Genomic DNA, 26,972 nt, shown 5'->3' with positions numbered 1-26,972 from the left:
TCCTCGAAATCACACTCGGCCTATACTAAAATATTACGATGCGGCTCGCTGTTCTGCTGCCGAATCCCCTGTCCATTTTCTCACCCACACCCAATCCATAATGATCAGGCCAAAAGGAATGAAGGATGCAAATATAATGAATAAAGGCCGCCGGAGGGACCAATTCAGCGCTGTTTTACCATAGATCAAAGCGACAAGGAGCAGCAGAAAGCTGATCCGGTATATGTTACCGATCACCATGACCGTCTGGGTCATGCCCGCAGCTTGCAGCGGCTGATGGGTGAATAATATCGCCAAATACGCTATACCTTGAATCCAGAGCATGAGCCGGACACGCCCCAAAGGTGTTCTTAACACACGTTCGTTCCCCTTTCCAAAAGCAAGGATGTTCTCTCATCCTGCACTTCCTTCATTATAACGAAAAGATTCCTAAACTCCAACCGATTCAACTTTAACACCAAACCATCCAATTTCAAGTTTTGACCAAATGAGTTGTGTCTGATACAGTTGTGTAAGAGGTGATTGCAAAATGCTTAAACTGGGTATACTGGACCAGTCTCATATTCCTGAAGGCGGTACTGCTCAGGATGCCTTATCCCATACAACTGCGTTGGCGCGTGAAGCCGACAAGCTGGGGTATAGCCGTTATTGGGTGTCTGAGCATCATGCTTCCAAAATGCTTGCACACTCCAGCCCTGAGGTACTGATCGCACATTTGGCTGCGAATACAACACGTATTCGCGTCGGCTCAGGCGGCATTATGCTGCCCCACTACAGCGCATATAAAGTCGCTGAGAATTTCCGGCTGCTGGAGGCGCTTCATCCAGGTCGAATTGATCTGGGTCTGGGACGTGCTCCCGGCGGTTTGCCGCTGGCTACACGTGCCTTGCAGGAAGGTAAGTACCAATCCGTCGAGCAATATCCACAACAGATTCTCGATTTAATTGATTATTTCCATGATTCTGTGCCTGCCGACCATCGGTTTGCCGGGCTTCGTGCGGCACCGACGATTTCGACTATTCCTGAGCTGTGGCTGCTCGGTTCCAGTGGAGAAAGCGCAAGATTAGCCGCGATGATGGGTGCATCCTATGCTTTTGCCCAATTTTTCGGCACACCGGGTGGGGTGGAAGCTACCGCACGTTACCACGATCAGTACCAGCCTTCCATTCTTGGGGATAAACCCCGCTCCATGGCGGCAGTTACTGTATCATGCGCTGAAACTACAGAAGAAGCCGAACAGTTGGCTTCCAGCGCCAGCTTGTTTTTCCTGTTGCTCATGCAAGGCAAAGAAATGACTTCACTGCCATCGGTGAAAACAGCGCTATCCTATCCGTACACGGAGTTTGATCGTGAACGACTGCGTCAGTCCGCATCATGGCGCGTTGTCGGTACACCCGATCAGTGTAAGGAGCAATTGCTACGCTTGGCTGAACAGTATCGTACCGATGAGCTGCTGGTTGTTTCCTCCATTCATGACTTTGATAAGCGTGTTCAGTCCTATCGTCTGCTTGCCAAAGCTTTTGATTTGGCTTAAACATGGCTCAACCTGGAGCTGCTAAGCTTTGGGAACACAAAACCCCCGCATGCCTGTAATGGCAAAAAGCGGGGGTTCTTTGTTGAGGAACGGTCCATTAGGACCAAACCCTCTGTGCTATGGAAGTAGTTCAAGCACCACGAAAGTCGAATACCACATGGTACTTTAGTAGTATATATACCGGAACTAAAGGGCCGCATATGCCCTCCTAAAGTTCCAGCCCCCATATACCAAAGGCGCATATTATATATTCCAAATTTCGAAAAGTCCGGACCCAAAAGTCCTATGTTATTTACTCATTCCGGGTATAATCACTCTTTCTTAAGGCTCTATACCCCATACCAGCTTGCCCTGTTGATAAACGGTTGCACGATCCCAGTTTGCGAAGGCCGTTTGATTAGCACCATATGAATAATCGTTGGTTTCATCAAAATTGCTCCAGTTCGCAGCATGGATACGGGGTTGAATTTCTCCGCTTTCCCCGCCGGGCTGAATAGTACCTGCTCCATCATGAAATGAAATTTCCACATATTTATCAGCCTTGGCCTTCGGCTCTGGCAATGTTACAAAAGTCGCTTTTACCTTTTCATTTCCAACCTTGGCCCAGTCTACAAAAAATTGCTGACCCTGTTTGCTTTCATCCGTGTAATAGTAGCGAATTTTCAAATCACTCAGCTTGACAGCTGTTTTCCCTGTGTTTTTGATATTAAATTCAGGACGGATTGCGTTATCCTTGGTATTCGTGTCTCCGGTGCGATATTGAAGCACAATCCCTTGATCGTCTCCGCCTGGTGTGCTTCCTCCGTTGCCGTTATCGCCGCCGTTGTCTCCACCACCGTTATCCCCACCATTGTTTCCATCTTCGCCACTGTCACCACCGCTGTTGCCGCCTCCAGTATTGTTGTTGGAGCCGTCCAGAATGGCTTGTTTTACGAATTTACCAGAAGCCGACAATTGTGAATCAGACCATCCTCCTTTACGGTTAGCGCCAGGTAAAAGCGCAGCAGAGGTTTCATTTTTATCAGCCAACGACCAGTTTGCCCAACTGATTCCACGACTAGCCAGGAAATCTGTCCATACCTTAGACTCATTCAGGAACGGCCCCCCGTTACCCGAAGCATCACTGGTTCCCCATTCCGTAGCAAATATACCCACGCCCTTGTTCAGCGCGTAATCGACGCGATCCCGCAGGTATTGTCCGTGCGTACCCGCATAGAAATGCACGGTGTACAGCGTATTTTTGTCTGGAAGTGGGTTATCTGCTGCATCGTGTACATCCTGGCTCCACGTGCCTGTACCCGCAATAATAATATTGTCCGGGTCTTTGGCCCGAATGACCTGAGATACCTCCAACGCATAAGGACGGATTTGGTTGTTCCAGTTCACGTTTCCGTTCGGTTCGTTGGCAAGCTCGTAGATCACGTTTGGTAAATTCCCGTACTGAGTTGCAAATTCATTAAAGAAAGCCTTGGCTTGATTTTTATGAATGTTCGGATCACCATCCGAGAGAATATGCCAGTCGATAATGACGTACAGACCCAGTTTCTGTGCTGCTTCAATGGCTTCCTTCACTTTATTTTTTAATGAAGGATTGGCAATATAACCGTCTTCCTCAGTGTATAGCGCAACCCGGAACACGGAAATGCCCCAGTCGTCCCGCAGCCATTTCATCGAGTCCTCATTCACCAGATCCCCAAACCATTGGACACCATGAGAGCTGATCCCTTTGAGCTGTACAGGCTTCCCGGTTTTATCCACCAGCTTACCATTCTTCACTGAAAGTTGTCCGTAACGCTCCACAGGAGTTATACTGGCAGCCTCTGCGGTCTGCTCATTCCAGTTAAATCCGTTCGTTAACGTCAACAGTAATACCGCCGTTAACATCACCGCTACTCTTTTTGCGATCCTTGGCAGGACCCATTGCCCATTCATCATTTACACATTCCTTCCTTTTAATAAAGTGGATAAGCTTATCAGTACGTTGTTCTCCGCCTTTTTGCTCCCTTCCTTTATACAGCAAGAGGATCAGGTCCAACATTAGGTGTCACTTACCTGTATATGGATGTTACTACTATTATAGTTAGTTCCATGTTATATTTCGACCTTATGGTGGAAAATGAACAGGAAGTCACGGTTTCGGGATGTTTGCCATTACGTTTGCTATTGCAGAGAGCAGGAGGGACAAAAGACTCATCTGCGGACTGCAAAATTTGACGAATTTTAGCGGATAGAGAGAGAATTTCAACTTTCTATCATGCTAAAAAAAGACTGCTTCCCGACGCCCTTCGGCCCGGTATAGCAGTCTTATACATGATCATGTATGTGAATCGTATCGTGTTAAAAAATCGTATTAACGTATGATCTGCCTATTACCCCTGAGCGGTTGCCTGAGGTTCTTTGGTCGTCTGATCTTCCTTCGTATCGCCGCCATCCGTCACTTGACCCGTCAGTATAGTCTCAGATGAGTTGCCCATTACCTTGTCGATTAGTTGCAGCCAAGGCTCTTCACTTCCTCCACAGCTCTCAATATCACCGAGCAGGGAATCCAGCGTGGTTCCTTCTTCTGGCAAATCAATAACTAAACTGTCTTCATCTACCTGGATAGTGCAGCAGGTTTTCATTGTAAATCCCTCGCTTAATTCTTATTTGAGCATGCATACGCAGGCTCAGATGGGATGAATTCCCATGGATTCCGGGATAAGCCCTTTGAATCCGTTTGAAATTATAAACCTATTACTCATCAATTGCAATGAACAAACCTTGAATTTTTTCAGAATTAGCGAGGGATCACATAAAATTTTCAATAAAAGCTAGAGGCGAGTAACGATTTGATCCACCAAGCCATATGCTACCGCTTCCTCAGCCGTAAGGAAGTGATCTCTGTCAGTATCTTTTTCCACACGCTCCAGCGGTTGCCCAGTATGATCTGCCAAAATACGGTTCAACTGTTTCCGGCTCTTGATCAGACGCTCAGCGTAAATCAGCACATCCGAAGCTTGGCCCTTGGCTCCGCCCAGCGGCTGGTGAATCATAATTTCACTGTTGGGCAGCGCCATCCGCTTGCCCTTTGTACCTCCGGTCAGCAAAATCGTACCAAAGCTTGCCGCCATGCCTGTGCATAGGGTAGATATATCATTTTTCACAAATTGCATCGTATCATAAATGGCAAACCCCGCTGAAATGGACCCGCCCGGACTGTTAATATACATCTGTATGTCCTTCTCGGAATCCTCGGCGGTAAGATGCAGCAGTTGCGCTACAATAACATTTGCCATATGATCCTCAATCTCGCCCGACACCATAATGATACGATCCTTTAATAGCCGCGAATAAATATCATAGCTTCGCTCTCCGCGGCTCGTTTGCTCAATTACATAAGGAATGGTACTCATTTTCCAAAACTCCCCTCTTGTTAAGCGGCCATCCTAGCCTGCATGCCATGGGAAGGATTAGAGTTCATTTGAGCGCCGGAAGAATAAAAGCTCTGATATAGCACTGATCCGGCAACCGCTATTGGCTCAGCCATATCGTTCAAACCAAGCGTAATCCAGCGTTGTGCGTCTCCTGCGTCATCAATCCATCGATTACGTGCGGAACGGATTAAATAAGCCTCGCCATTCTCCAGTTCATGCAGTTTTTTCTCAGATTGCAGCATATGCAGGAAAGTCGCCTGCGCCAAATCCTCGGCATCCCATATCGAGCCTGTCAACGAAAGACAGTAGCGGTACAACGCAGGAAGTACTTTTCAGAATGGTTCACTCCCCTTAGTGTGGGAAGATTCATTTTTCATCCGTTCGGATATCACAAAGGCCATATTTGGGGCCCCCCTTTGTTCAGTCCATTTGAGTTTGAGTGTTTCATTGAGGTAGACGGAATTGTATATCAAAAGGATACGGTCGTTTAATGGTTTTATTGTAACAAGTAAATTAAACAAAAAACAGCTGATTCACGGGGCCTAGTTCGTTGATACGGCAACTCCATTTACTAATAACTCCCTCCAACACATGTACCTCTGTCAAAATAAATGTCGATTTTTCGCAAATAAGGGAAGTTTCAATTCATCAAACGAGTGCCTATAGTCTCAGTGACTTTATTCCTACTTTTGGACATATGTAAATTTTTGTTTAAAAGGGTACGTTAAAGCATCCTACTTCCATATTGGGGGCTTGTCGAATTTTGAGACTAATCCACAATCATCCGTCCGGCTCCGCCGCCTTGCCAGCGACCTGCTGTACGTTTCCCTCGTCCAGCGCCTTCCAGAATAAGAACTAACTGTCTGTGTAGCTGTACCTGGGAATAGTCTCTGTATTCCGCACCGCTTCGGTTTGCAATGTAATGCTGGATAGATTCTCTGTCCACGGCTTCCAGGTTCAGGCACATGAGCGCAAACATACAATCCATCGGATCGGTTGCGCCACTTTTAAGCAGCTCGGATGCAAAATACCGCATCGTTTCCGGGCGCAATGTACTTTGATGCAAGCCTGCAAAGGGAGCATGGATATCGCTCCATGTATTGAATTCGGTAGCCATATCAGCAAAATCCTGATAATCCGAGCGAAGCACGGCTCCATCTTTGAGCTTAAACCTGCCCAGCTCCAGCTCATCCAGACCCATCTCTGGCTCATCCTCCAGCACAATATCCGCATAATGAACAGTGAAATCCGGTCGATCCGTTTGTTCCATAAATAGCAGCTTCAACACCGACAGCCGCCCCATAGCCTTATATGGCACTTCCTGCTCTTGCTCCAGCAGGTACAGCCTGCCCTTGTGCTTTACAATGCCTCTGCCAATGGTCAGCGTATGCTCCCCGACAGTGACGTTCATCCCGGTAATAATGCCATCCGAATAATCCTGATACCGGATATCCAGAAAACTGCGAGGATAATCTCGCAGATTTTCCAGCATCTCGGTTTTAAGAATACGGCCTTTCTCAAACTTCGGAACGATATGGGTTAACATGGTTTCCCTCCTTTCACAATTCTTCTTTATTCAGGGGAACAGACAGCCGATTCACACCGGGCGCAGGAGGCGGAACAGTAACTCCATCATCGGTGGGCTGAGCTTTACTTCCTCCGAGTAATCCAGTAAACAGGCGAAAATTCTTTTCTAAAATCTGCGTATATCCATCGTGCTCCCCCTGATTGAAAACTGCGATTCATTAGGATTTTAAGATCTATTTATCTACCTTTACATCCCGGCTCCCCGCTCGGCCTGCTCACGCAGGATATGATTCAGCTCACGTTTGTCCACGACGTAGGTACGAGCGATCAGATCGTGAAGGGCTTGTTTTTTGGCCGTGAAAGCGGTCATGATAAAACCGATGCACAGAATGATAGCGGATATAAACTTACTCCAATGGCGGGCACTGGCACGTCCAAAGCTGAGCTTCTGGTTAAACTCATCTACCACGACGATCCCGAGAGCCAGCTTGCCCACCGAGGCTTTGCATTTGGAAGATTCCATAATCGCGTGATACAGCCACATCGCACCCCAATTAAGCAAAGTCTGTCCAACCATCTTCATTGTAAAAATAGGGGGCGATCCGTCTGTGAGTAAAGAGGTTTCTGCCGAAGAAGACCCCCAGTCCCCAATGGCTTGAATCACAAACCAGATCAGACCCAGAATCATAAACACGAACCACATCAACAGATTGTCAATAATACTCGCCAAAACCCGTTTCCAAAAACCTGCGTACAGCATGCTGTTGCCTCCCAATGTTGTATATTTTCTTGTTGTCTTACTTCGTACCGTCAAAGAAATCCAGCTCGGAGAGATCGTTTTCGAAGGCAAAAAAGCGTTTGGGTCCCAGATGCAGCAATTCATCCCGGCGGGTAATCGGCACCACATAAAAGCCCCAACGGCTGTCGCCTGCAAAAACGAAATATTTCGTCTCGCCGTTGCGAATAGAGTCGGTATCATCCTGCGGAATATCCCGCCCGTACAGCACGGCGATTTCCTCATACGGCATCGGCTCGAAAGCTTCTGGCCGACTGCGGTATACATGGCGCTGACGCAGCTTGCCGCCGTTCGCCGTCAGGAAAAATTCCACCTCGGCCGCATGGGACGGCCTGGAAATAGAGCCGCGCACCCGGTTGCTCTCCAAGCTCGCAATCAGTTCCTTCTCGCACCCCGTATGCGTCCATGCACTGACGGTGTACGGAATGGCCGGAATATGATTGGTAATGACAGGCTCAATCGTACCCATTTTTTTGGCGTTCAGATAACGGATAGCGCCGCGCAAACAGGCCATTTTCAGCTCAGGCACTCGGCTCAGGTCTTCCGCCTTCTGACGGAACTCAATGCTGCGCCCCGGCACAAATTCCTTAAGCGCCTCGCGAAATACGTCAATTCGGCAGGACTGCCCGGTCAGCTTGATAATCGAATAGTCCTGCAAGCGCCCCTCCTGATAAAAATCATCCAGAAACTTGCGTACAATATTATAGATATCCCCCTTGAGAAGCTGCTGTATTTCACGGATATTGAACACCACATCAGGCAAACCGTATTCATCACGAAAACGTCCATTTTCGATAACTGAAACCAGCCAACGATCCATCACCGCAATGTTCAGGTCACTTTCGGCTGAAAATACCTGCTCCGATTCGAAGCGGCTGCGCAGGATACCTGTGCGTAAGAAAATTCCTTTTTCATATTTTCCGCCGCGCTCCACAATAGATGAAAATTGCTCAGCACCCGCTGATATTCATCTCGTGTGGCATGCTCATACTGTTTGAACGCCGTAGGCAAGATGGCCTCTGCCTCTCGATAACGTTCCTCCAGTCCTGCATACACAGCATCTACGCCAAACTCATCCACATGGCGGTACAAATCCCCTGAAGGAATGCCAATCAAGGCATCAATATCGGTGTCAGGCAATCGCGTTTCCGCTGCATAATAGCCTGCAAACACAATTTTCATGAACTGCATAATCCGATACGTCAGATTGTTTCCGCCAAAATTGGTATCCCCATTTTCATATGTGGTGTGAATATCAAGCTTATAGGCAATGCGTCCATCCTCAATGCGGAATCGACAGGATGACAAATCCGTTGTACCTCCACCGCAATCAATAACAAGGGCCTGATATTCCTCACCGTCCGCAAACGTCCCTCGTTCCATCTGGTCCGCCAGCGTGTTGTACAGCACAGCCAGCCCTTCATCCAGCGCGTCCTCTGCTTCAATCCGGTAATCCGGCAAAATATCGCTAAACATCTCGATAAACTGCGGCTGTAGCTTGACGGGTGCCGAAAAATGCAGGTTACGAAACCGGCACTTGAATTGCTGTTCGGCTGTCGCAATCACATAGCGGATAAAAGCCGCCAAAATTTCGCTGCGGGAAGCGGTCGCCGTATTCCCCTCGGAATCCATTAATTCCTCAGTTCGCTTATAGTCATTGACCCAGCGCTTGATGCCCCGCAGTACCGTCGCCCGGCTGCCCGCTACATCCGTTCCACGCAGTGCTTCCTCTCCGAATACGTATACGATATGCTCCGGGTTAGAGCAGTCCGCGACACGAATGGCGGTCGGCAACACTTCGATCCAATCCCCCTCTGCTCCCTCCGGGCCGGGGAAGGACACATAATTAATCGCATTCAGCCGTACCGTACTGCTCATGCCCGCATCCGGGGCAGTAACATAGGAGCTATCCAGATATGCGCCTGCCGTGGTGTTCGAGGTGCCAAAATCAACTGCCAATACTGCATCTGTCGTTTCAGTACCGCGAATGATCAGCTCAGCCACCGGAATACGTTGACCTTGAAGCTTCAATGGCAGCATCGGCTTATCTCCATAGTAGAGGTTATAAAAATATTCCGATTCCTGTCTTCGCAAAAACAGCAGACTGTAATTATGGTTGGCCGTCTCCCGCAGTTCAGCGTCGAGATGGCGGGAAAGGTAATATACGCCTGTCCGTCCCTCGTCCTTTACCAAATTCAAAACACCGCATAGTTCGCCTACCGCATTCACTAGAAGCACATTAGACGCGTTCAGCCAAGGCAGGTCGGATTCAATCCGATAATTGTCCATACGACCTGTCCGCACACCCTGATACAGCGTGATTTTGGCGGGAACCCGGATACCGCCGCTCTCCTGCCGACGGTCATTCCAATTTCGCCGCAATGCCGATTCGATGCGCTCGAAGCCGCCGGGGTTGGGCCGGGTAATGAGCAGATGCTCCTCTGCACTCCGAAACCGCAAAATCACGCGGATCAGTTCTTCACGTGCCAGACGATTAGCAAAGCCCTCGACCAGACGCTCCTTATCACATATTCCGCGTAGCTGAAAGGTCGTCATTTGCTCTAGCTCCGCCCGCGTGTATTTCGCCGTGAAGCGAATGCCTTTTCGATCAGTGAGCGGGTCAAGCAGCCTGTATGTATAGGGTCCGTTCATCGTTCACATGTCCTTTCTCTGCCATTTGGCCTTAATAGAGGGCAATAGCGTCTATTTTCATCGTCGGGTCTGCCTCCAAAATACCGAAATGACGTGTCCAATACAGCTCAATCGTAAAACGCGCCGGAAGAAACAGGTCCAAAATTAAATCTGCTTTGATCCGTGATAACTGCGTTTCCTCCTGACCGATATAGATGAGCAATTCGTCCTTTTCCTCACAATTGGTATAAATGATCGAACGGTGAAATACGCGGCGCATCGTTTCTTTTAGCAGATGTACAGCTTCCCCCGTCTCATACAGCCGCAGCAATCCTTCGGCAATGGCATCCTGCTCCTCACGGTTTAACTGTGCAAAGCTTTCGCTCACCTTAGGGCCAAAAATGCCGTTCCCAATGTCACGCTGAACAAACCGGATATGGTACTCCCGCCGATTCATCCCTTGATACAAATCAGTTTCTGCCAGAAAATGTATCATAATATCGAATAGCGATTCTCTCAGCTCCAGGTACTCCTCAGCATCCGGCGGAAACAGGTCCCGAAAAATAGAATAAAAGCGGTAGTATGGATTGATTTCCACCACCTGCTCCAGCTCGGATGTATTCAGCTCGGTCAGACTCAGCTCCATATACGGGGAGTAGCTAACAGCGGGTACAAACCGGAAGCTGTTAACATCTAACTCCTGTTCCTTTGCGCGCATAAGCAAATCCCAGACGTAATTCACAGCCATTCTCCTTCACACTTGTACTCCGGGAAATACATTTGCACTTCCGACACCAGAAAGCTCATCAAGTCGGATAAAATGTATGCAGGAAATGTTGACGAAGCTTCCGCAGAACCGTGTCTGAACCCCAATCGCATGATCTGCTTGCCTTCCTCCGTCCGCACGTTGTCACTGACAAACGGATTTAACGGATACGTCTGGGATTTGGATAAAAGCTTGCTCACATCATTTCTGCCTGTGCCTCCCCAAATGTCCACACGCTCCAATTCCAATCCCTGTGCAGCTTCAAAAGAATGTACAATGCGCGTAATCTCAGCTTTGGCTCGAACGATCACAGCCTGTTTGCCTGCATAGCGGCCCAAAAAGCTGTCCTGCCGCCGATTGGACAACACCGGATAGGTCTGACGACTAAGTCGCGTCAGGACGGGCTTCGTAACCTTTAACACATTCCATTCACCGGACTTATCACGAGGCGTGACAATCGTCAGTTCCTCTTCCGTGCGCTTGATATACCGGATATCGCCTTCCACTCCGTCAATCAGGTAGCCGTGCTCAGGTCCTGTTTTACGTAAAGGAAGCACATGCTCATAGTTCACATGATCTATAGCCGGTATTGGGAAACCACTGTTTTTCAGAGACAGTCGTTCAATGTTCCAAAGTGGAAAAACATCCACCTTCTTAAAACCATCGAATTCCTCCAATGAGATCGTAATTTCGTGGATTTCCTCATCAGCGTCAGGCTCGCCTTCTCCTCCAACCAGTACACAATCGACAAATTTATAAGCATACGGATGATTAATGGTCTTCCACGGCATGCCATTTTGCATGAACATAAGATATAGCTTCTCAATCTCCAAAATATAAGAACGGTTGTGCTCCAGACGAAAACGAATCGGATAGCTTCCCGTTTCCGTTACCAACGTTCCCCCGAAAACCCGTTTGCTGCGTACAAGCGCGGTGATCTGCTCGGTCTCCATCTCCAGAAAAAGAGTAAATAGCGGCAACGCTCCGCCTTCCCGAACGACCTCTGCCACGCGGCTGATATCCATGACCTTGTCCTTGGTATCTGACGGCAACACCGGATATAAAAATTCATGAATCGGATCATAGTCCTCACGTGATGTCAATGACACGTACACGTCAAACTTCTCTTCCGTATTCTCAATTTCCTCAAATACCCGCCGTTCCAGCTGGCGGGTCATTTCTTCCTGATATTCGACGAGGTTCATAAACACCCCCGCCATCATATTTTTCAGCAAACGTCTCTGCTCCAGATCGTCCATCTTGCTCAAACGGTCCTGCACCAGCTCTTTCACGACGTCTCACTCCTTCCCGGCTCCAGCATTCATTGAACATGAAAACCTTAACTTCCGTTCGCAGCCGCCTGATTCTGACTGCCTGAATCAGACGCACCCGCTTCTTTGGAAGCGGAATCAGCAGTTCCTTGCTCCTTGCTGGCGGGTGCCTTCGTCGAAGAGGCATTCCCATCACTCGTACTGCCGCTCTTGGCAGTTGAAGAAGCTTCCTTCTTCGCGGCTGCTGTATCCGCTGATTTCATTGTTGCAGCATTACCCGTAGCTGCCGCAGCCTTGGTTTGCGATGCTGTAGCAGGGGGCACAGCAGTAGCAGCTTCGTCCGCTACGTCCCCGGTGCCTGCATCGTTTAGCGCTCCGTCAGATAGTCCCGCTCCAGCAGTAAGTTGACCATTTTTCTGCTGATCCGCGCTCTGTTTCTCCTCTGCCTTCGCAATACTCCGCTCCAGTGCCAGTACGCTTTCAAGCTTACCGATTTCCTGATAAATCTCCTGTGCTCCGCTATAAGCGTCAATGGCTCCTTCATAATCGAGATCCTTCATCAGCCGATCCCCTCTGGCCTGTAGCTTGCCAGCCTGAATTTCCTTGAGCTGCTGCTGGATGGCCGTCATTTTATCATTGGTCTCGGTAATCTTCTTCTCCAGCTCTTTTTGCGCAGATGTATAGCCGGATTCCATCGCAGCTTTATTCGCCTTCGTATACAGCTTGAGCGCACTCGTGTAATCGCCGCCCTGAAATTTCAGATCCCCATCCTTCATCCAGCTCGCCGTTTCGGCATAGCTGTCCAGCTGGTCGATTTTTTTCTCAATATCCTTCACATTAAACGGCGGGTACAGACCGGCACTTTTCCGCGCTTTATCGTAGCTGGCTTCGGCTTTGGTAAAGTCTGCTTTTTCCACATATCCGTCCCCGTCAACCATGAGTTGAGATACTTTCTGCTCTGCCGTATACAGTCGCTTGTGAATCTTATCGTTAATTTTAACTGCCGCGTTTTTCGCTTCACTGTAGGACTTGAGCGCCTTCGCATAATCTCCTGCCCTGGCATAATCATCCGCGGCCTGAGCCGATTCGACCATCGTTTCCAGCGCAGCGGCCTTGTTCGCAGCCATACGAGCCAGGGTAATCCACGCTCCCCCGCCTACGATCACAAAGGCAAGCAACGCAATCAAAATCCGTTTGATCAGCTTGCGGCGGTTCTTAGGCTTTTCCTGAAAAATTTTGTTCACATAAATGGCGGCAGCCGTATAATTGTTCACCGTCCGGCGCTGCTTGCTCAGCAGAACCTCTTCCAGCGTATCCGTCAGCATGACCGGGTCCTTTGCTTCCTCCAGCGCACCCAGCATTTCCGCCAGCTCGACATCTTCCCACATCCCGGATGTGGCAAGCAGCATTACATCTCCATCTGCAAGCTGCGTCTTTTTGGCATAATGGGCATGTACTCCATTCGGATTTCCCAGATATTCCAGCAAATTGCCCCGTTCCTCATGCGTGCTGGTCGCTTCGTCGGGAATACGTCCGTCATCCGCCAATGACTGAGCCAGGCTATGATCCTTACTGCGAAAATTAAGCCGTCCATTGCGAAAATGATACAGCCGCACATTACCGCACGAAACGTATACCATTTTGTTGTAGTTGGTCACCACCATCAGCAGACTGGCCTTGAGCCGCACACGGCGGCTTTCAAATTGCAGCCATTCCTGCGCTTCACGCAGGTCTCTCATCAGGCGACGCTTGGACATGGAAGGCTTCTCCATGAAGTTTTCCAGCACCGTTTTGACAACCATTTCTGCGCTGCGCAGCTCTTGATCTGAATCCAGACCGTCTGCGAGGACATAACAGGCCATGTCGTCCGTCTCCATGAATGCAAAATAGTCCCGGTTGTCTATGTAAGAGCCCGCTTCCGACACAAAGGCGGTACTAAAATCGCTGTTGTCCTTGCGCATCGCTACCCCCGTCTTTCTTGTTTCATCCTATCGCCAACATAACCACTGTCGCGTTATCCTGACTTTTAAAACCTTTATCATTAATCGTATCGATCATCGCTTCCGCCATTTCCTGCGGTGTTCCACCCTTGCGCATGATCTCTTCCAGCTCAATCTCCGTCAGTGCCTCCTGAATTCCATCGCTGCACAACAGAACATGATCGCCTGCGTACAGGCGAATCGGCGCAGCACCAAGCTCCATGCTCTCAAAGCCCTCATAGCCCAAATAATTGACCAATTGATTGCGAACCGGACTCGTCTTGGCCTCTTCCGAGGTCATTTGCCCAGCCAGCACCCGTTCCTCCAGCAAGGTTTCCGCCGTATGCTTGGAATTGACGCTCTGAAAATGACCGTTACGGTAAATCGTAATCAGGCTATCTCCTACCGCTCCGTAATACAACTGATAGCCGCAAATGATAACCGCCGCCAGCGTCGTCCCGCCGCCCTGCCCATTCAAATTTTGCAAAATACCGCGATTGCTCTGAGTTGCCGTTTCTGCAAAATATCCGTTCAGGTTCGACGCATCCTCCAGCTTGGCGAACGCCTTCGTAAAGGTCGTCACCGCCAATGTACTGGACATGCGTCCATTAGCCAGCCCGCTGATGCCGTCTGCGACAACCGCCAGCGTACCGACAGGTGTTGTCATACTTGCAAAATAATCGTCCTGCTCGCTTCGGCTCCCGATCGTTTGACCATTTCCGATCTCAATTCTCACGGTACGGCTGCCGGGACTTCGCGTCAGCCGCATGCGGATCATGAGAAGAACAGCGAATAGCACCGCAGCTCCGCATACAACAAAATAAGGCTGCATTTCGTTACCTCCCTGCACCATGCCACTTCCGTCCTAGTTTTCGTTATCCCACTCAAAATGGGCGCCGCACAGCGGGATAAAGATAAATTTGCTGTGTCCCAGTTGAATCACGTCATAAGCAGCCAGCTCTGCTGGTGAATATACTGCCTCGTTATTGTGATACGCCAAGCCTGACGAATCCCCCGGCAGCAAGTAGAAATTACGCTTCTTCGGATCATACACAATGACCGCATGATTTCTGCGGGAAATCGTGTTATCACCAATAATACGGACATGCATTTCCTCGGCGCGTCCAATAAAGTTTTTCTCAGCCATAATGCGGTAGTCCTGACCCACCTGCGCACCTTCGATGCATACCAGCCATCCGGTTACTGGGTGAATCCCCGTGGTTTCGCCCAAATACGGCATCGTTCTATCATCGTCTCCCGCACCGTTAGTTTTTGCCGTTGGTTCAACACTTTTGGGTGCGGCTACATTTACCACCGTATTACAATAAGGACACGTATTTCCGTGCTTTCGTGTACTGAACATGTGTCCGTTCGGGCATCTTGTCAAACTCATAATCGGTTCCTTCCCCCATTGTCATGATTGTCTTTTCAGCTATTTCACGAGCAGTCTCGTATTGGCGATATATAATAAATCACCTGTGTAAATCCGGTATGGCTCACCGCTTTCCAGCTTCTTGGTTACACTTTCGTTCGCAGGCCGCAACCCGGTACCGTTACCGGAATCCACATCCTCCACAAACCAGTCGCTGTTCACCCGGTTGAGCACCGCATGCTCCACGCTTACAAGAGATGCATAATCTGTACCTGCCAAATCAATATCCGCCTCGGAGCGAGCCGTTGTTTTGCCGATCAGGAGCGAAGTTTCGCCTTCGATATACCATTCTTTAATGGACTCACCCTCTTCATCCATCAGTATCAGCTTGGCAATCCGATTGCGCTGTGTCTTTGGCTTCGCTACACGTTCAACTGACACCAGATTACGCAATATGTATACAAGCACGCCGATTCCGATACCTATCACGACCACGGTTTTCAAACCGCTATAGCCTGTACGACTAAACATATAAAAGGCGATCGCCAGCATCAGCCCGAACATGGCAACATCTATGATGAAAACCCATCTGTTCTGCGCCGTTTTCACTGCTTGCTTCCCCCGTTTCTATCCTGAAATTATCACTTTTTACGAATACCGAAAAACTGATTAAACATCGCCGAGGTATCCGTCGGATCACCGGATTTTTTCGTTTTTTTCCCCGGTGAGCCTTCCTTCGTTTTCGGATGAAAACCGAAAAATTGCTCAAAATCAGTTCCTATATCAGCCGGATTAAACCCTTTGGCTGCCGTGCGCGCACCGCTGGAAGACGCTGAGCCTCTTCCTCTCTCTTGCTGCGGTCCGCCAGCTCCCTCTGTTTTTCGGATGAGCTCGGCATCGTATGCCTGCCGCAATGCTTCGTCACGCAAGGTATTGTAAGCCTCGTGAATCAGCTTGAACTTGCGCGTTGCTTCCTCGCTTCCCTGGTTGGTATCAGGATGATACTTTTTGGCCAGTTTGCGGTAAGCCTGCTTAATCTCTGTCTCCGAAGCATCCCGGCTGACACCGAGCAGCTCATAATAGTTGGTCATTGTGTGATGTTCCCCTCTCCGAAAAAAACAAATATTAAGAGACCCGGGGGCCTCTTAATATTGATCCACCCTGCACTTAAACGCGGGGGTGAGTGTGTGTTCAAGCTGCGCTTAACGTCAGGACGTCAAGCTTAAACCGGATATCCGCCGTCGATCGTAGCCAGCTCGGTTTTGTCTTTCTTTTGTTTAATGTAGAGTGTAAATGCACCTACACCTTCTGTGTCACCGAAGTGCTCGTTGTAGTCTACAACGAATGCGTTCGGGAAGTGGATTTTACGCACAACTTGGTCAGCTGCGATAACTTCCAGTGTTACTTTACGGTAGCTGTCTGCTTTTTCAGCAGGAACCAGGGACCACAAAGCCAGTTTCAGCGTGTCATCCGCGCTGTCGCCGTCTACGGCTGTGATAATTTTACCGCTGATGCGCAACGTGGAGCCTACGTCAGTGGAGCGTGCATTGGAGTCGTCCGGTGTATCGGTGTCATAAATAACCGTTTGGATGTTATCCAAGCCCAGCTCGATTGTTTCTTGTCCTTCAACTTTCAGTCTGAATCCCATGTGTGTTGCCTCCTTGAAATTAGGTAATATGATGGCGGGAGAAGCAGAGCTTCTCCGCAATTTATGTATAAAGGCGGTTCTGGATAGAAACGCCTCTAACATCTTTCGTAGCGCTCGGATCATGATTTGACCGAGCTGGTTCCTTTAGTAATCATGACTTCCAGGTTCTTCACATTGCCATTGAAGACCAGATCGATATGGCACATATTGCTTTTCTCATCAATAATAAAGCTCATATCGTCTCCGTCCTGAATGATCGAGTTCACAGATCCTCTGCTGCCCAGCCACTTACTCTTTTGGCTGCTCGGATTGTTACTGAAGAAGCGGACGATATTTTCGTGCTTGAAGTCTCCTGTCTGGTAGCGCAAAATACGTTCAATGTACGTGCTGACCAGCGTCTTGTAGATGGAGTCAAAGCCATCCTCGGACATCGCCATGCTTCTCGCCTTGTAGACGGTAATCCGGCGGATATCCTTATCCTGAATCTGAGCATTCTCGGATGAGAATACAAAGCCGAAGTTTTTACGGTTGATGGCATCCTTGATCGTGTTGGTGAACCCGGTGATTTCCTTGGCCATCGTCGTCACCGTGCGCAGACCGTTGTCTCCCGCTTCAATGTCAAAGCGTACGCCAGGGAAGTTTTTGTTGACCGTTTTGAACGTCTCACGCAGGTATTCAGGACACTGATAAGAAGCGACCAAACCAGCGGCAACGTAGGCTGCACCCACATAAACGCCTTCGATCCACAGCTTGAGAATATCCTCTTTCTCCTTGGAGAGCTGCACACCGCTTTCGGTCTGTAGCATTTTGCTGTCGATAATGACACCCGATTTGTCCTTCGGAATAATCGTGAAGTTCGGTACACAAGGAATCGCAAATTCGCTGTATTCTCTGCGAACGAGACTGGCGCATTTGTCGACATATTTGTCGATACCTGCTGTCGCCATACTGTTGAAAGTCGTTTCTTCACCGGATTCAAAATTAAAGAACATTTGAATTTTGTAATCCTTCACAACTTGCAGCAGCATCGAGAGTGATTCCATAGAATTTCCGCCCTGCTTAACGACCTTCTCGTTGCCCTTAAAGCGTTCACGTGAAACCTTCACCTTACCGGCTGCTTCCAGCTCGACGGATGGAACGATACCGAACCAGATCGTGTCGCTGAATTCATTTTTGGCATTCACGGTGTTCAGGTATGTTTCCAGACGCGGGATATTGCTGCTTTTCACCAGCATGTCCAGCTTGTTATTGGCCACCAGCATGGTCGGCAACATACCTTTGCTCTTCGTTGCATATTGATCGAAGAACATTTTTACACCGAGGATTTTTTCCACAAGCGGCTTAACCGCCTTTACGAAATCATCCTTGGCATTTTTATAGAACTCCAGATACGTGTTGTAGTTCTGAACTTCAACTGCTGTATCAACCTTGGTCTGAACAGCCGGCAGCGGCACAAATGTGCGAACCACCAAATCCTTCACATAGTCGGAAGGCGTATCGGTAATCGAGTTGTAATCTTCTTCGAACACCTGTGACAAATCGCCCGTGCTGTTCTCGTCCAGCAGCATCAGCTCAGTGCTGTCACTCTTCGGTGCTTCAATAATTTTCAGCTCGCCGCTTTCCCCAATAGAAAGCATACCCACCTGGATCAGCTCACCGGAGTTTTCCTCCTGGGCACCACCGAGCAAAAGGCGGGTTTTGATATCCTCAATCGCCAATGGCAGCATCGCCATAACGTTGTTATAGTTCTGGCTTGCTTCCTCGAACATGCCATTCAGCTTGTCGCCCATGTCGAGTTTCTTCGGATCGCCATCATCCAGCTTGTCATATTCACCATACATATAGTGAATTTCTTTGCGGACTTGGCGAATATCGTCCATAACCTTTTTCGGAGAAATCATATCCAGCAGATTTTCAAACTTGAAATCCACGTTTGTGATTCCTTGGCTGCGCTTGGTATCGATGAGCGTAAACAACATTTTCAGAAAATCATTACTTTGGTTCACACGAATTTCAGAAATGCTGTCCTCATCAATCCCTTCCGGCTTTTTGAGGGTATAGACCACTTTTTGATTAGCCGCGTTAAAAAACGAATACACAGTCGGCGAAAATTTATCCAAAAATTCGTCGAAGCTGCGCACCAGAAGGTGCTGGTTAATTTCCTTGATTTTCTCATCACTCAAGCTGTCAATGCCCTTCACATCACCTACAATTGTGATCAGGTCCAGCTTTTCCGGGTTGATTTCTTCAAAAAGCATTGTCCGGTTTGTTTGATAAATGATTTCCATCGCTGTCGGCAAACGAATTAAAGTATGGATATACGTCGAAAGCCCCATACACGGACACGGGATGTCCAATTTAGAGCAATCGGGTTTCCACGCTTAGTTCTTTTGCCTCCTCCCCCCTACATAACATTCAAATTGGCCAAAGGATTCGGCTCATACTGCTATACGCAGTACAGGCATGTAACCTCGAAAATCAGTCCGAAGCGTTCGTTTAACTTTTAATGGCAAAATTAACAAACGGAGATATATCGTTCAGGTAACAAGGAAAATTGCGATTCTGTTATTCCGTGATCCTACTGTTATCCCATTTTTTGCCGTTGATACGAGAGCTATCATACAAAGTACCCGTTAGTTTTGTCAATTTCTGTAGCCCCAGATTGAAACAGGGCAATTCGACTCATTTTATGCGTAAATACGTAATTTTCATGATATGTTAGACCTGTTTATTCAGGGAATTATTCACAAATGGAACTCATTTGCCGATAGAAATCCATTGGATATTTCTGTTAAGCGTAAAAGTATCAAATTCATGGCTAATGTGAGGGTTAACAGTCTGTTTTGATCCTTTATCCCTTATATACCAAGGATTAGGAGAGTGGGCGCGCCCGCATTGGCCTCGTCGATGGAGGGGCTTATGTTCAGAATGAGGAAATTGGGAATCATTGCTTTTATGACTTTTGTACTATTTTTTCAAATTGGCTCAAACGGGGTCATTTGGACTGTAAATCAGGCCAATGCCGCATCTTTGGGAACTGTTTCGGTCGAAGGTTATGATGCCGTTTTTGTATTGGATACCAGCTATTCCATGAGGGATACCGATCCCGAGGGCATTGCGGCCGAAGTTATCAATATGTTTATGGATTTGAGTGATGCAGACCGTACACGCGTCGGATTCGTCGCTTACAACCATCATGTAGTCGCCTCGAAGTCGCTGACTTCTATTGCGGTAGCAGCGCAAAAATCACAAATTCAGCAGGAAATCAGAACGCTGAACCGTTCCGGTTATACAGATTTGGGGCTTGGATTGCGTAAAGGCTCGGAACTGCTTGCCGCAGGGACTTCCAAAGGACGTCAGCCTTTTATGATCCTGTTATCCGATGGAGAGACTGATTTTGGAGCCTCTTCCGGTTCCCGATCCAAAGGGGACTCAAGTAATGACGTGTCCTCCGTCATTAAGTCTGCACAGACCAAAGGATACCCTGTGTATACCATTGGACTGAATCATGACGGCACGGTGAACCGACAAGAACTGGAGCGAATCGCTTCGCAAACGGGAGGAGCCTCTTTTATAACGAGCAGCGCCGAGGATCTGCCGGAAATTTTGAACCGTATTTTTGCCAGCCAGATTCGTTCCAAGCTCGTTCCAGTCGCGGCGATTACGACCACCGGCGAAATGCAAGAATTAACAGTAGATATACCGGACTCCAGCATGGAAGAAGCCAATCTGGTGCTTTTGTCGGAGCATCCTCTTCAGGAAACACAGCTCTATTCCAATTCAGAAAATGTCCGCAGGTACAAATCGAGTCGATATGCGATTTTAAAAATTGAGCATCCACAGGCAGGCAAAGTCAAGCTGAAACTGAGGGGCATACGCGGAGATTTGGTCAAAATCAATTTGCTTGGCAGCTATCGACTGGAAGCCGAGGCTACCATGACGGGAATCAAGGAAACACAAGCCGGTGGAAACAAACCCGTGCAGCTACTTAAAGGACAAGCCATACCGTTCAAGGCCCAGTTGTTGCTGCCGGACGGTCAAAAGCTTACAGACGAAGCCGTATACAAATCGCTTCAAGCCAATATCATGGTTACACCCGTAAAGGGTGGTACAAGCAAAAAGGTACCTATGACCTACAAGTCAGGATTCTTCCAGACCGAATACGCGTTCCCTCTAACGGGAGATTATACGTGGCAATTGTCTTTGGACAGCCCGCAATGGTATCGCAAGGGAGCAGTCCATACCGTCCATGCGGCGAATGTAGCACCGCAGGCTTTAAAGGACCTGACGATTCGTCTGGTGAAGGAAGACGGGGATGCCCGCCGGAGTTTAAGCGAATTTTTTGTTGATCCTAATCATGACAAGCTCACCTATAAATTGGATTCAGGAGCCTCCGGGGATGCGGCGAATGCTGAGATTAACGACACAGATCTGCTGTTGTCCGGGCTTCACACGGGCGACTCCGAGCTGAAAATTACCGCTACCGATTCGGAAGGAGCATCCAGTAGCGCTACGCTGACCGTTTCCGTACAGTCCCGGTATACAGCCATCAAATGGACGGTAGCTGTTAGTATCGTAGTAGCAGCACTTCTGTACTGGTTCTTGCGGCCAAAACCGCAGTTTGCGGGAAGAATCGAAGGATATTTCCTCGCGACAGCAAGTGGACAGGAGATTCCGGTAAAATCCTGGCCGCTTACCTCCTTTCCAGGACGGAAGGTCAGCTTGCAGGAGTTGTTCCGTACGCTTGACGTTCACGAACCGCTGCCGGAAGCGGAGCGGATTGTCTTTTCCGCAGGTAAAAAAGGGACTCTGGTGGTCAAACATGATACACGCTGCGCCTTGCAGCACGGGAAAGTCAGAATTGGGCGCAATAAAAAGGCCGTGCTGGAGTACAGCGACAAGCTCTACATTACGTTCGAGGACGGTGTAACTGAAATCGAGCTGCGGTACAAGGCGATCAAGCCCAATACCTCCGTGTACACCGATCATATTCAAGCTCCGACAGGATAATGGATAACGTCCATCGGAAACAAAAAAAGGGAAGCACCGTCTCTTACGATTAACGAACCGTAAGAGTAGGGCGCTTCCCTTTTTTTATCCAATATTCCGCACGCAGTGCGGCTTTAAACCATCTAAGCGAGCGGCAACGCTTGTTCGCCTGTACCTCCAGACCACGCCGAATCACATACGGCAGCAGGGAAAGACCTGCATTTTCGATCTGAATCCGGTCAGCCTGATCTGCAAACAATCTGCCCGGCACATCCGGTGGAGGTGATCCTTTTCGGCAATAATACAGCGTGGCGGCTAGACTGTAGATATCCGATACGGGTCCTTGCTGAGAGCGGTTAGAGTAGAACTCCAGCGGAGAGTAGCCCGCCGTGGTGAAGATCGGATGCTCTTTGCCTTCAAAATGCACAGCCGATCCAAAATCAAGCAACTTGATGTTGCCATTCTCCCCGATCATAATGTTGCCCGGCTTAATATCCCGATGAATAATGCCTTTGTCGTGAATATACTCCATGGCATCAATTAAAGGCAGCAGTGAATGATATAAAAAAGCAGGATCAGACGTTGGAGCATCCTCTTCCTTCATCACCAGGTCCAGCGTCTTGCCGGCACAGTATTCCATGACCAGATAAGCGGTTCCATTTTCTTCAAAGTGATCTATATAACCGACAATACCCGGATGGCTTAATTCCTTGAGCATCTGCCCTTCACGCAAGAAATAATGCATAAACTCCACATATTTGAATTGCATAGATGCACTGCAAGTCACCGTTTTTCGATCCGATCCCCGTAAAGCGAGCGCATTCGGAAAAAACTCCTTAACAATGACCTTTTCTCGATTATCCAACAGCCTTGCCGTATACACGATGGCCAGCTCACTGCGGGACAAGGCGCTTCGAATTTGATATGTATTTCGCAGCTTCGTATTGCGGGCAAGCAGGCTCCCGCTTGTATCCACGATCATGACTCATCCTCCTGTCAGGTTCTTAGCTTATGTCATTTGTATATATCGGCTTATTACATATCTTTTCATTATACCGTAAAATCGAATAATGGAAAAACAAATAACCTGCCATAATCTCCCTCAGAGAAATGATGACAGGTCTTTTGGCATTCATCTGGTACTTTGTTCTTAATCCCTTTTAACCCAGTTTCGTTTCAGGCTTCATGCTGCGCATGCTGTTGGTATTTTTCTTCCGTTGGCTGCGCAAATTGCCTTGATCCGGAGTACGGATGGTGAGTGCAATCAAGAACGATACGACACACAGTACAGCAATCGTGGTAAAGGTCGGGATGAATCCGCCAAGCAAGGCTGCGATAAAGGAACCCGCCAGCGCACCGAGGCCAAAGCCCTGATACACGATGCCGTAGTTCTTACTTTGGTTTTTTAGACCGAAGAAATCCGCCACGATGGCAGGAAAGACTGTGATATTACCGCCGAAGCAAAAGGCAATCCCTGCTACACAGGCAAAGAACAAACCGTAATTCAGCGGTACCAGACTCAGCACTGTAACTGCGACCGCTGTTGTTAGCAGCGCACCTGCTACTACTTTCAGACGACCGACTTTATCCGACAGCGCACCTAATATGATCCGACCCGCCGTGTTGAAAATAGCGACCATAGCAACCGCATTGGCGGCTGTAGCTACATCCAGCCCCGCCATCCGTACGCCGATATCCTTTACAACTCCAATCAGATACAAGCCACTCATACAAGCCGTAAAGAACATGACGAATAACAGATAAGCCTGCTTGGTGCGCAGCATTTCTTTTACAGTGTAATCACGCTGCACAACTCCATTTTGTACCGAAGGCTTGTTCACGACTGCTGCTTCCCGTACCAGGAAGGAACCGCCCACAATCATGATCAGCACGATCATTCCCCAATACAGAAACGCCTGCGATACGCCAACGGACTGAATTAACGAACCATTGATATACTTAAATATAAGACTGCCTGTTCCGTATGCCCCAACCGAGATACCGGAAATGAGTCCTTTTCTCTCGGGGAACCATTTAATCAGATTCGACAGTGATGTAATATAAGCCGTACCATCCGCAAATCCTACAACAATACCCGCCAAAATGTACAACAGGGACAGGGAAGTTACCTGTGAGCTGAGCATAAGTCCTGCGCCCAACACAACGCCCGCGCACAAAATCAGACGACGTAATCCCCATTTATCCTGTAGCTTACCTGCGAACAATGTAGCAAACGCCAGCGCAAAGCTGGTAATCGAAAATGTAATGGCAACCGAGCTGAGATTCCAGCCAAAGCGGTCCACCAACGGTTGATTGAATAAACTCCATGTGTAAATCGTTCCTAATCCCATTTGGACGATGATCGTTCCAAGCACGACCAGCCAACGGTTTCCGCTGTTTGTTTTCATATGAATCTCCTCTTTTCATTCCGGCTCTATAGCTTCAATTCGTTATCATGATGACCGGGAATCCAGTACGCTTTGCGCCTCGGGAGAAGCAAGTCTGTAAGGATTCTCTCTACATGGATCATTATAACGCTGCATGTTAGCCAGAAATCGTTTGAGGAATGAAATGCACCTATAGCGGAATGAAATGCCTTTATAGCCGCATAATTTGCCGAAATTCCTTGGCCTTGCTGCGGCTTACCGGAATCTCCGCGTCCAGACCGCGCAAGCGCAGGAGGTACGTATGATTGAACCAAGGTACAATTTCACGGATCTGTGACAGATTAACCGTGTAGGATCGGTGACAGCGGAAAAAGTCCTGCTGCGGCAGTCGGGCATGAAATTCCGAAATGCTCATCGGCATCGTGTATTCCTCATGTCTTGTAAAGACAAGGGTAACCTTTTCCTGTGCGCACGCATAATAAATATCGTTGGCATCCGTTACAATGATTTTGTCGTTTTTCAGCAGATTGATACGGCCCGGGGCGCTAACGATGCTGGTTTCAGCAGGTCGGGGCTGCGCAGGTTGGGCATTCTCCTGTACCTGAACGTTCCGCTGCTCGTAAGCATTTTCCAGCTTGCGCAGCATGGCGGCGATCCGCTTTTCATCATACGGCTTGAGGATGTAATCAAATGCCTCCAGTTCGAAAGCCTGCGCGGCATGCTCTTTATAGGCGGTCGTAAAAATAATATAAGGCTTTTTGGCAAATTTGCTAATGTTCTGCGCCAGCAGCATCCCGTCCAGAGAAGGAATGTTAATATCGAGAAAAATAGCGTCCGTCTCATGGTCCTGCAAAAAACGGAACACGTCCAGCCCGTCCTCAAAGCTGTCCGTCACTTCAATATGGCTGTGGGTCTGAATAAGATACTCCAGCTCTTCACGCGCCGGAATTTCATCTTCTACAATGATGGCCTTCATGACTGCTCCTTTGGTATGTCAAAATAAACTTCGGTGCCTTGCTCATGCTTGAGAATAATAACCCCTTCTCCATACATGAGCTTGAGTCGTCTATGCACATTATACAAGCCAATTTGTTTGGCTGGAACCCGATCATGATACAGGTTATCCACGACATCATCCCGTATGCCTACTCCTGTATCTGCCACAGAAATCCGCACCTTTTCTCCCCGATCCTTTACGGAAATGGTCACTGTACCCGGTCCCTTTTTCTTGAGAATTCCATGATTAATCGCATTCTCAACCAACGGCTGAATGATAAGGCTTGGAATGCGCACGGACACCTCGTCCATCACATACTCCACCTGAAGCCGGTTCCCGAAGCGGGCTTTTTCAATTTCCACGTAATCAGACACCTGCTGAAGCTCCTTATGAATTTCGATCAAATCATCATTCAGCTCCAAATTATAACGCAGATATCCCGACAAATTAATGATCAGCTCTCGTGCCTTATCCGGCTTGGTGCGCGTCGTAGAGGCAATGGCGTTCAGCGCGTTGAACAGAAAATGCGGATTGATTTTAGTCTGGAGCGCCTTCAACTCGGCTTTATTCGCCGCTTCCTTAATTTGCTCCACCCGCGATACTTCCATTAATGTGGAAATAATTTGGGACAAGCCAATCGCCATCGTTTGCAACGGATACGTAATTTTATAAGCTTTGCGGTAGTAAATTTTCAGGGTCCCGGTCACCTCTCCCCGTTCCTCCAGCGGGATAATGAGCAGAGACTGGATTTGGGGTGTTTTATCGTCGGCAATATGGTTGCGAATCGTGATTTTACCGCTGCGGATCGTCGATTTGGTCACATCGCTAATGATCTCGTCGCCGATATGATAACGTTCCTCGCCAAAACCGACGTAGGCCAGTACATCTCTAGTATCCGTAATCGCCACCGCGTCGGCCTTGATATCTTCCTTAATGATCGAGCAAATCGTATGCAACGACTCAGCATTAATGGAGCGAAAATAAGGCAGCGTCTTGTTGGCAATATCCAGTGCCAGCTTGGCCTGTCTGGCCGCGATATTTTCCTTTTCCCCCTCGACACTCTGAATCAGCAGAACGATCAGACCGACGCTGACTTGCCCGATAATCATCGGCAGACCGATCTTTGAAACGATGTCCAAACCAAGCTCGTACGGCTGTGCCATCACCAGAATAAGGAGCATCGTTAATGTTTCGCAGATCATCCCGGCGGCAATACCGACCAGCCACCTCTTGGAGCGGTCGACCCGGCGCCCGATATATCCCGATACCACACCTGCCAGAATACTCGTAATCAGACACGGAATCGAGGTCACTCCCCCGATATCAATCAGATAACGGTGAATACCCGATACAATACCCGTAATAATCCCGACCCACGGTCCAAATAAGATGCCACCCGCCATAATCGCAATAATCCGGACATTGACGAGCGATCCTTCCACTTCGATTCCGGTATACGTGCCAAACAGCGCAAACATGCAAAAAATCATCGTTAATAGCGTCAGCTCTGCCGGGGAATGACTGTTCTTTTGCAAGGTCTCCTTAAACCGGGGAATACGAGTAATAAAAAATAGACAAATCAGCAACAACGCTGCGCGTTCAAATAGCTGCATCAGCATCTCCAAAAAGCCGTTCACATGCGTTCCTCCCAAATATAAACCC

23 protein-coding genes and 1 pseudogene are annotated in these 26,972 nt (G+C 48.5%); 2 read left to right on the top strand and 22 right to left on the bottom strand.

Annotated features, from left to right (window positions below; translation table 11 throughout):
- Positions 1 to 33: 33 nt before the first annotated feature.
- Entirely contained in the window at positions 34 to 357 is a 324-nt protein-coding gene (locus tag ASL14_RS20165) for a DUF3817 domain-containing protein (protein ID WP_134913206.1), read from the bottom strand.
- 172 nt (positions 358 to 529) lie between these two features.
- On the opposite strand from ASL14_RS20165, the gene ASL14_RS20160 reads away from it, so the two are divergent.
- Positions 530 to 1,534, top strand: coding sequence for an LLM class flavin-dependent oxidoreductase (locus tag ASL14_RS20160; protein WP_134913205.1), 1,005 nt, complete (start codon positions 530 to 532; stop codon positions 1,532 to 1,534).
- A 321-nt stretch (positions 1,535 to 1,855) separates the two neighbouring features.
- On the opposite strand, the gene ASL14_RS20155 is transcribed toward ASL14_RS20160, so the two are convergent.
- The 17 genes and pseudogenes from ASL14_RS20155 to ASL14_RS20075 all read right to left on the bottom strand — a co-directional run bounded on the left by ASL14_RS20155 (position 1,856) and on the right by ASL14_RS20075 (position 19,225).
- A complete protein-coding gene (locus ASL14_RS20155) occupies positions 1,856 to 3,469 on the bottom strand; it encodes a cellulase family glycosylhydrolase (protein WP_134913204.1) in 1,614 nt (537 codons plus the stop codon).
- Positions 3,375 to 3,572: a hypothetical protein gene (locus ASL14_RS27460; RefSeq protein WP_187644818.1), complete on the bottom strand. Its 198-nt coding sequence runs from the start codon at positions 3,570 to 3,572 to the stop codon at positions 3,375 to 3,377. The genes ASL14_RS20155 and ASL14_RS27460 overlap by 95 nt, the downstream gene beginning before the upstream one ends.
- 331 nt (positions 3,573 to 3,903) lie before the next feature.
- Positions 3,904 to 4,155, bottom strand: a complete 252-nt coding sequence (locus ASL14_RS20150; protein ID WP_134913203.1) for a hypothetical protein — start codon at positions 4,153 to 4,155, stop codon at positions 3,904 to 3,906.
- 189 nt (positions 4,156 to 4,344) lie between these two features.
- Positions 4,345 to 4,926 carry an ATP-dependent Clp endopeptidase proteolytic subunit ClpP gene (gene clpP, locus ASL14_RS20145; RefSeq protein WP_134913202.1) on the bottom strand — a complete coding sequence of 194 codons (582 nt, stop codon included), beginning with the start codon at positions 4,924 to 4,926 and terminating at the stop codon, positions 4,345 to 4,347.
- 20 nt (positions 4,927 to 4,946) lie between these two features.
- Complete coding sequence (locus tag ASL14_RS20140; RefSeq protein ID WP_223264052.1) at positions 4,947 to 5,264, bottom strand: RNA polymerase sigma factor; 318 nt, start codon at positions 5,262 to 5,264, stop codon at positions 4,947 to 4,949.
- A gap of 452 nt (positions 5,265 to 5,716) precedes the next feature.
- Positions 5,717 to 6,493: a DNA and RNA helicase gene (locus ASL14_RS20135; RefSeq protein WP_134913201.1), complete on the bottom strand. Its 777-nt coding sequence runs from the start codon at positions 6,491 to 6,493 to the stop codon at positions 5,717 to 5,719.
- Between the two features lie 228 nt (positions 6,494 to 6,721).
- Positions 6,722 to 7,234, bottom strand: a complete 513-nt coding sequence (locus tag ASL14_RS20125) for an RDD family protein (protein WP_134913200.1) — start codon at positions 7,232 to 7,234, stop codon at positions 6,722 to 6,724.
- 37 nt (positions 7,235 to 7,271) lie between these two features.
- Positions 7,272 to 9,922: pseudogene (locus tag ASL14_RS20120) on the bottom strand (molecular chaperone).
- A gap of 31 nt (positions 9,923 to 9,953) precedes the next feature.
- A complete protein-coding gene (locus ASL14_RS20115; RefSeq protein WP_025685512.1) occupies positions 9,954 to 10,643 on the bottom strand; it encodes a hypothetical protein in 690 nt (229 codons plus the stop codon).
- The gene (locus ASL14_RS20110; protein WP_134913199.1) at positions 10,640 to 11,959 is read right to left on the bottom strand and encodes a normocyte-binding protein; all 1,320 of its coding nucleotides are present in this window, start codon (positions 11,957 to 11,959) and stop codon (positions 10,640 to 10,642) included. Before ASL14_RS20110 ends, ASL14_RS20115 begins: the two co-directional genes overlap by 4 nt.
- Positions 11,960 to 12,006: 47 nt before the next feature.
- Positions 12,007 to 13,899, bottom strand: coding sequence for a serine/threonine protein phosphatase (locus ASL14_RS20105; RefSeq protein ID WP_134913198.1), 1,893 nt, complete (start codon positions 13,897 to 13,899; stop codon positions 12,007 to 12,009).
- Between the two features lie 22 nt (positions 13,900 to 13,921).
- Positions 13,922 to 14,749 (bottom strand): PP2C family protein-serine/threonine phosphatase, encoded by an 828-nt coding sequence (locus ASL14_RS20100; RefSeq protein WP_134913197.1) that lies wholly within the window; start codon positions 14,747 to 14,749, stop codon positions 13,922 to 13,924.
- Positions 14,750 to 14,782: 33 nt separating this feature from the next.
- Positions 14,783 to 15,310 (bottom strand): FHA domain-containing protein, encoded by a 528-nt coding sequence (locus ASL14_RS20095; protein ID WP_044647232.1) that lies wholly within the window; start codon positions 15,308 to 15,310, stop codon positions 14,783 to 14,785.
- 39 nt (positions 15,311 to 15,349) lie between these two features.
- Entirely contained in the window at positions 15,350 to 15,898 is a 549-nt protein-coding gene (locus ASL14_RS20090; RefSeq protein WP_134913196.1) for an FHA domain-containing protein, read from the bottom strand.
- A gap of 32 nt (positions 15,899 to 15,930) precedes the next feature.
- Positions 15,931 to 16,380, bottom strand: a complete 450-nt coding sequence (locus tag ASL14_RS20085; RefSeq protein ID WP_044647230.1) for a J domain-containing protein — start codon at positions 16,378 to 16,380, stop codon at positions 15,931 to 15,933.
- 131 nt (positions 16,381 to 16,511) lie between these two features.
- Positions 16,512 to 16,937, bottom strand: coding sequence for a hypothetical protein (locus ASL14_RS20080; RefSeq protein WP_013311475.1), 426 nt, complete (start codon positions 16,935 to 16,937; stop codon positions 16,512 to 16,514).
- A 119-nt stretch (positions 16,938 to 17,056) separates the two neighbouring features.
- Positions 17,057 to 19,225 carry a transcriptional regulator gene (locus tag ASL14_RS20075; RefSeq protein ID WP_134914589.1) on the bottom strand — a complete coding sequence of 723 codons (2,169 nt, stop codon included), beginning with the start codon at positions 19,223 to 19,225 and terminating at the stop codon, positions 17,057 to 17,059.
- Between the two features lie 631 nt (positions 19,226 to 19,856).
- On the opposite strand from ASL14_RS20075, the gene ASL14_RS20070 reads away from it, so the two are divergent.
- A complete protein-coding gene (locus ASL14_RS20070) occupies positions 19,857 to 21,947 on the top strand; it encodes a VWA domain-containing protein (RefSeq protein WP_223264050.1) in 2,091 nt (696 codons plus the stop codon).
- 49 nt (positions 21,948 to 21,996) lie between these two features.
- On the opposite strand, the gene ASL14_RS20065 is transcribed toward ASL14_RS20070, so the two are convergent.
- The 4 genes from ASL14_RS20065 to ASL14_RS20050 all read right to left on the bottom strand — a co-directional run bounded on the left by ASL14_RS20065 (position 21,997) and on the right by ASL14_RS20050 (position 26,947).
- Complete coding sequence (locus ASL14_RS20065; RefSeq protein ID WP_134913195.1) at positions 21,997 to 22,908, bottom strand: serine/threonine protein kinase; 912 nt, start codon at positions 22,906 to 22,908, stop codon at positions 21,997 to 21,999.
- A gap of 178 nt (positions 22,909 to 23,086) precedes the next feature.
- Positions 23,087 to 24,334, bottom strand: a complete 1,248-nt coding sequence (locus ASL14_RS20060; RefSeq protein WP_134913194.1) for an L-lactate MFS transporter — start codon at positions 24,332 to 24,334, stop codon at positions 23,087 to 23,089.
- A gap of 190 nt (positions 24,335 to 24,524) precedes the next feature.
- A complete protein-coding gene (locus ASL14_RS20055; RefSeq protein ID WP_044647226.1) occupies positions 24,525 to 25,289 on the bottom strand; it encodes a LytR/AlgR family response regulator transcription factor in 765 nt (254 codons plus the stop codon).
- Positions 25,286 to 26,947 carry a sensor histidine kinase gene (locus ASL14_RS20050; RefSeq protein ID WP_269465360.1) on the bottom strand — a complete coding sequence of 554 codons (1,662 nt, stop codon included), beginning with the start codon at positions 26,945 to 26,947 and terminating at the stop codon, positions 25,286 to 25,288. The genes ASL14_RS20055 and ASL14_RS20050 overlap by 4 nt, the downstream gene beginning before the upstream one ends.
- Between the last annotated feature and the right edge of the window lie 25 nt (positions 26,948 to 26,972).

It is taken from the genome of Paenibacillus sp. IHB B 3084, assembly GCF_001447315.1.
Lineage (GTDB): Bacteria > Bacillota > Bacilli > Paenibacillales > Paenibacillaceae > Paenibacillus.
This window is presented reverse-complemented; position numbering and strand designations above follow the sequence as displayed.

Bases quoted from the DNA above. Each gene is read 5' to 3' on its own strand.
- ASL14_RS20095 (WP_044647232.1), bottom strand. From the start codon at position 15,310: ATGAGTTTGACAAGATGCCCGAACGGACACATGTTCAGTACACGAAAG.
- ASL14_RS27460 (WP_187644818.1), bottom strand. From the start codon at position 3,572: ATGTTGGACCTGATCCTCTTGCTGTATAAAGGAAGGGAGCAAAAAGGC.
- ASL14_RS20080 (WP_013311475.1), bottom strand. From the start codon at position 16,937: ATGGGATTCAGACTGAAAGTTGAAGGACAAGAAACAATCGAGCTGGGC.
- ASL14_RS20100 (WP_134913197.1), bottom strand. From the start codon at position 14,749: ATGCAGCCTTATTTTGTTGTATGCGGAGCTGCGGTGCTATTCGCTGTT.
- ASL14_RS20055 (WP_044647226.1), bottom strand. From the start codon at position 25,289: ATGAAGGCCATCATTGTAGAAGATGAAATTCCGGCGCGTGAAGAGCTG.
- ASL14_RS20085 (WP_044647230.1), bottom strand. From the start codon at position 16,380: ATGACCAACTATTATGAGCTGCTCGGTGTCAGCCGGGATGCTTCGGAG.
- clpP (WP_134913202.1), bottom strand. From the start codon at position 4,926: ATGAGTACCATTCCTTATGTAATTGAGCAAACGAGCCGCGGAGAGCGA.
- ASL14_RS20060 (WP_134913194.1), bottom strand. From the start codon at position 24,334: ATGAAAACAAACAGCGGAAACCGTTGGCTGGTCGTGCTTGGAACGATC.
- ASL14_RS20125 (WP_134913200.1), bottom strand. From the start codon at position 7,234: ATGCTGTACGCAGGTTTTTGGAAACGGGTTTTGGCGAGTATTATTGAC.
- ASL14_RS20105 (WP_134913198.1), bottom strand. From the start codon at position 13,899: ATGCGCAAGGACAACAGCGATTTTAGTACCGCCTTTGTGTCGGAAGCG.
- ASL14_RS20160 (WP_134913205.1), top strand. From the start codon at position 530: ATGCTTAAACTGGGTATACTGGACCAGTCTCATATTCCTGAAGGCGGT.
- ASL14_RS20065 (WP_134913195.1), bottom strand. From the start codon at position 22,908: ATGATCGTGGATACAAGCGGGAGCCTGCTTGCCCGCAATACGAAGCTG.
- ASL14_RS20135 (WP_134913201.1), bottom strand. From the start codon at position 6,493: ATGTTAACCCATATCGTTCCGAAGTTTGAGAAAGGCCGTATTCTTAAA.
- ASL14_RS20075 (WP_134914589.1), bottom strand. From the start codon at position 19,225: ATGGAAATCATTTATCAAACAAACCGGACAATGCTTTTTGAAGAAATC.
- ASL14_RS20155 (WP_134913204.1), bottom strand. From the start codon at position 3,469: ATGATGAATGGGCAATGGGTCCTGCCAAGGATCGCAAAAAGAGTAGCG.
- ASL14_RS20070 (WP_223264050.1), top strand. From the start codon at position 19,857: ATGTTCAGAATGAGGAAATTGGGAATCATTGCTTTTATGACTTTTGTA.
- ASL14_RS20150 (WP_134913203.1), bottom strand. From the start codon at position 4,155: ATGAAAACCTGCTGCACTATCCAGGTAGATGAAGACAGTTTAGTTATT.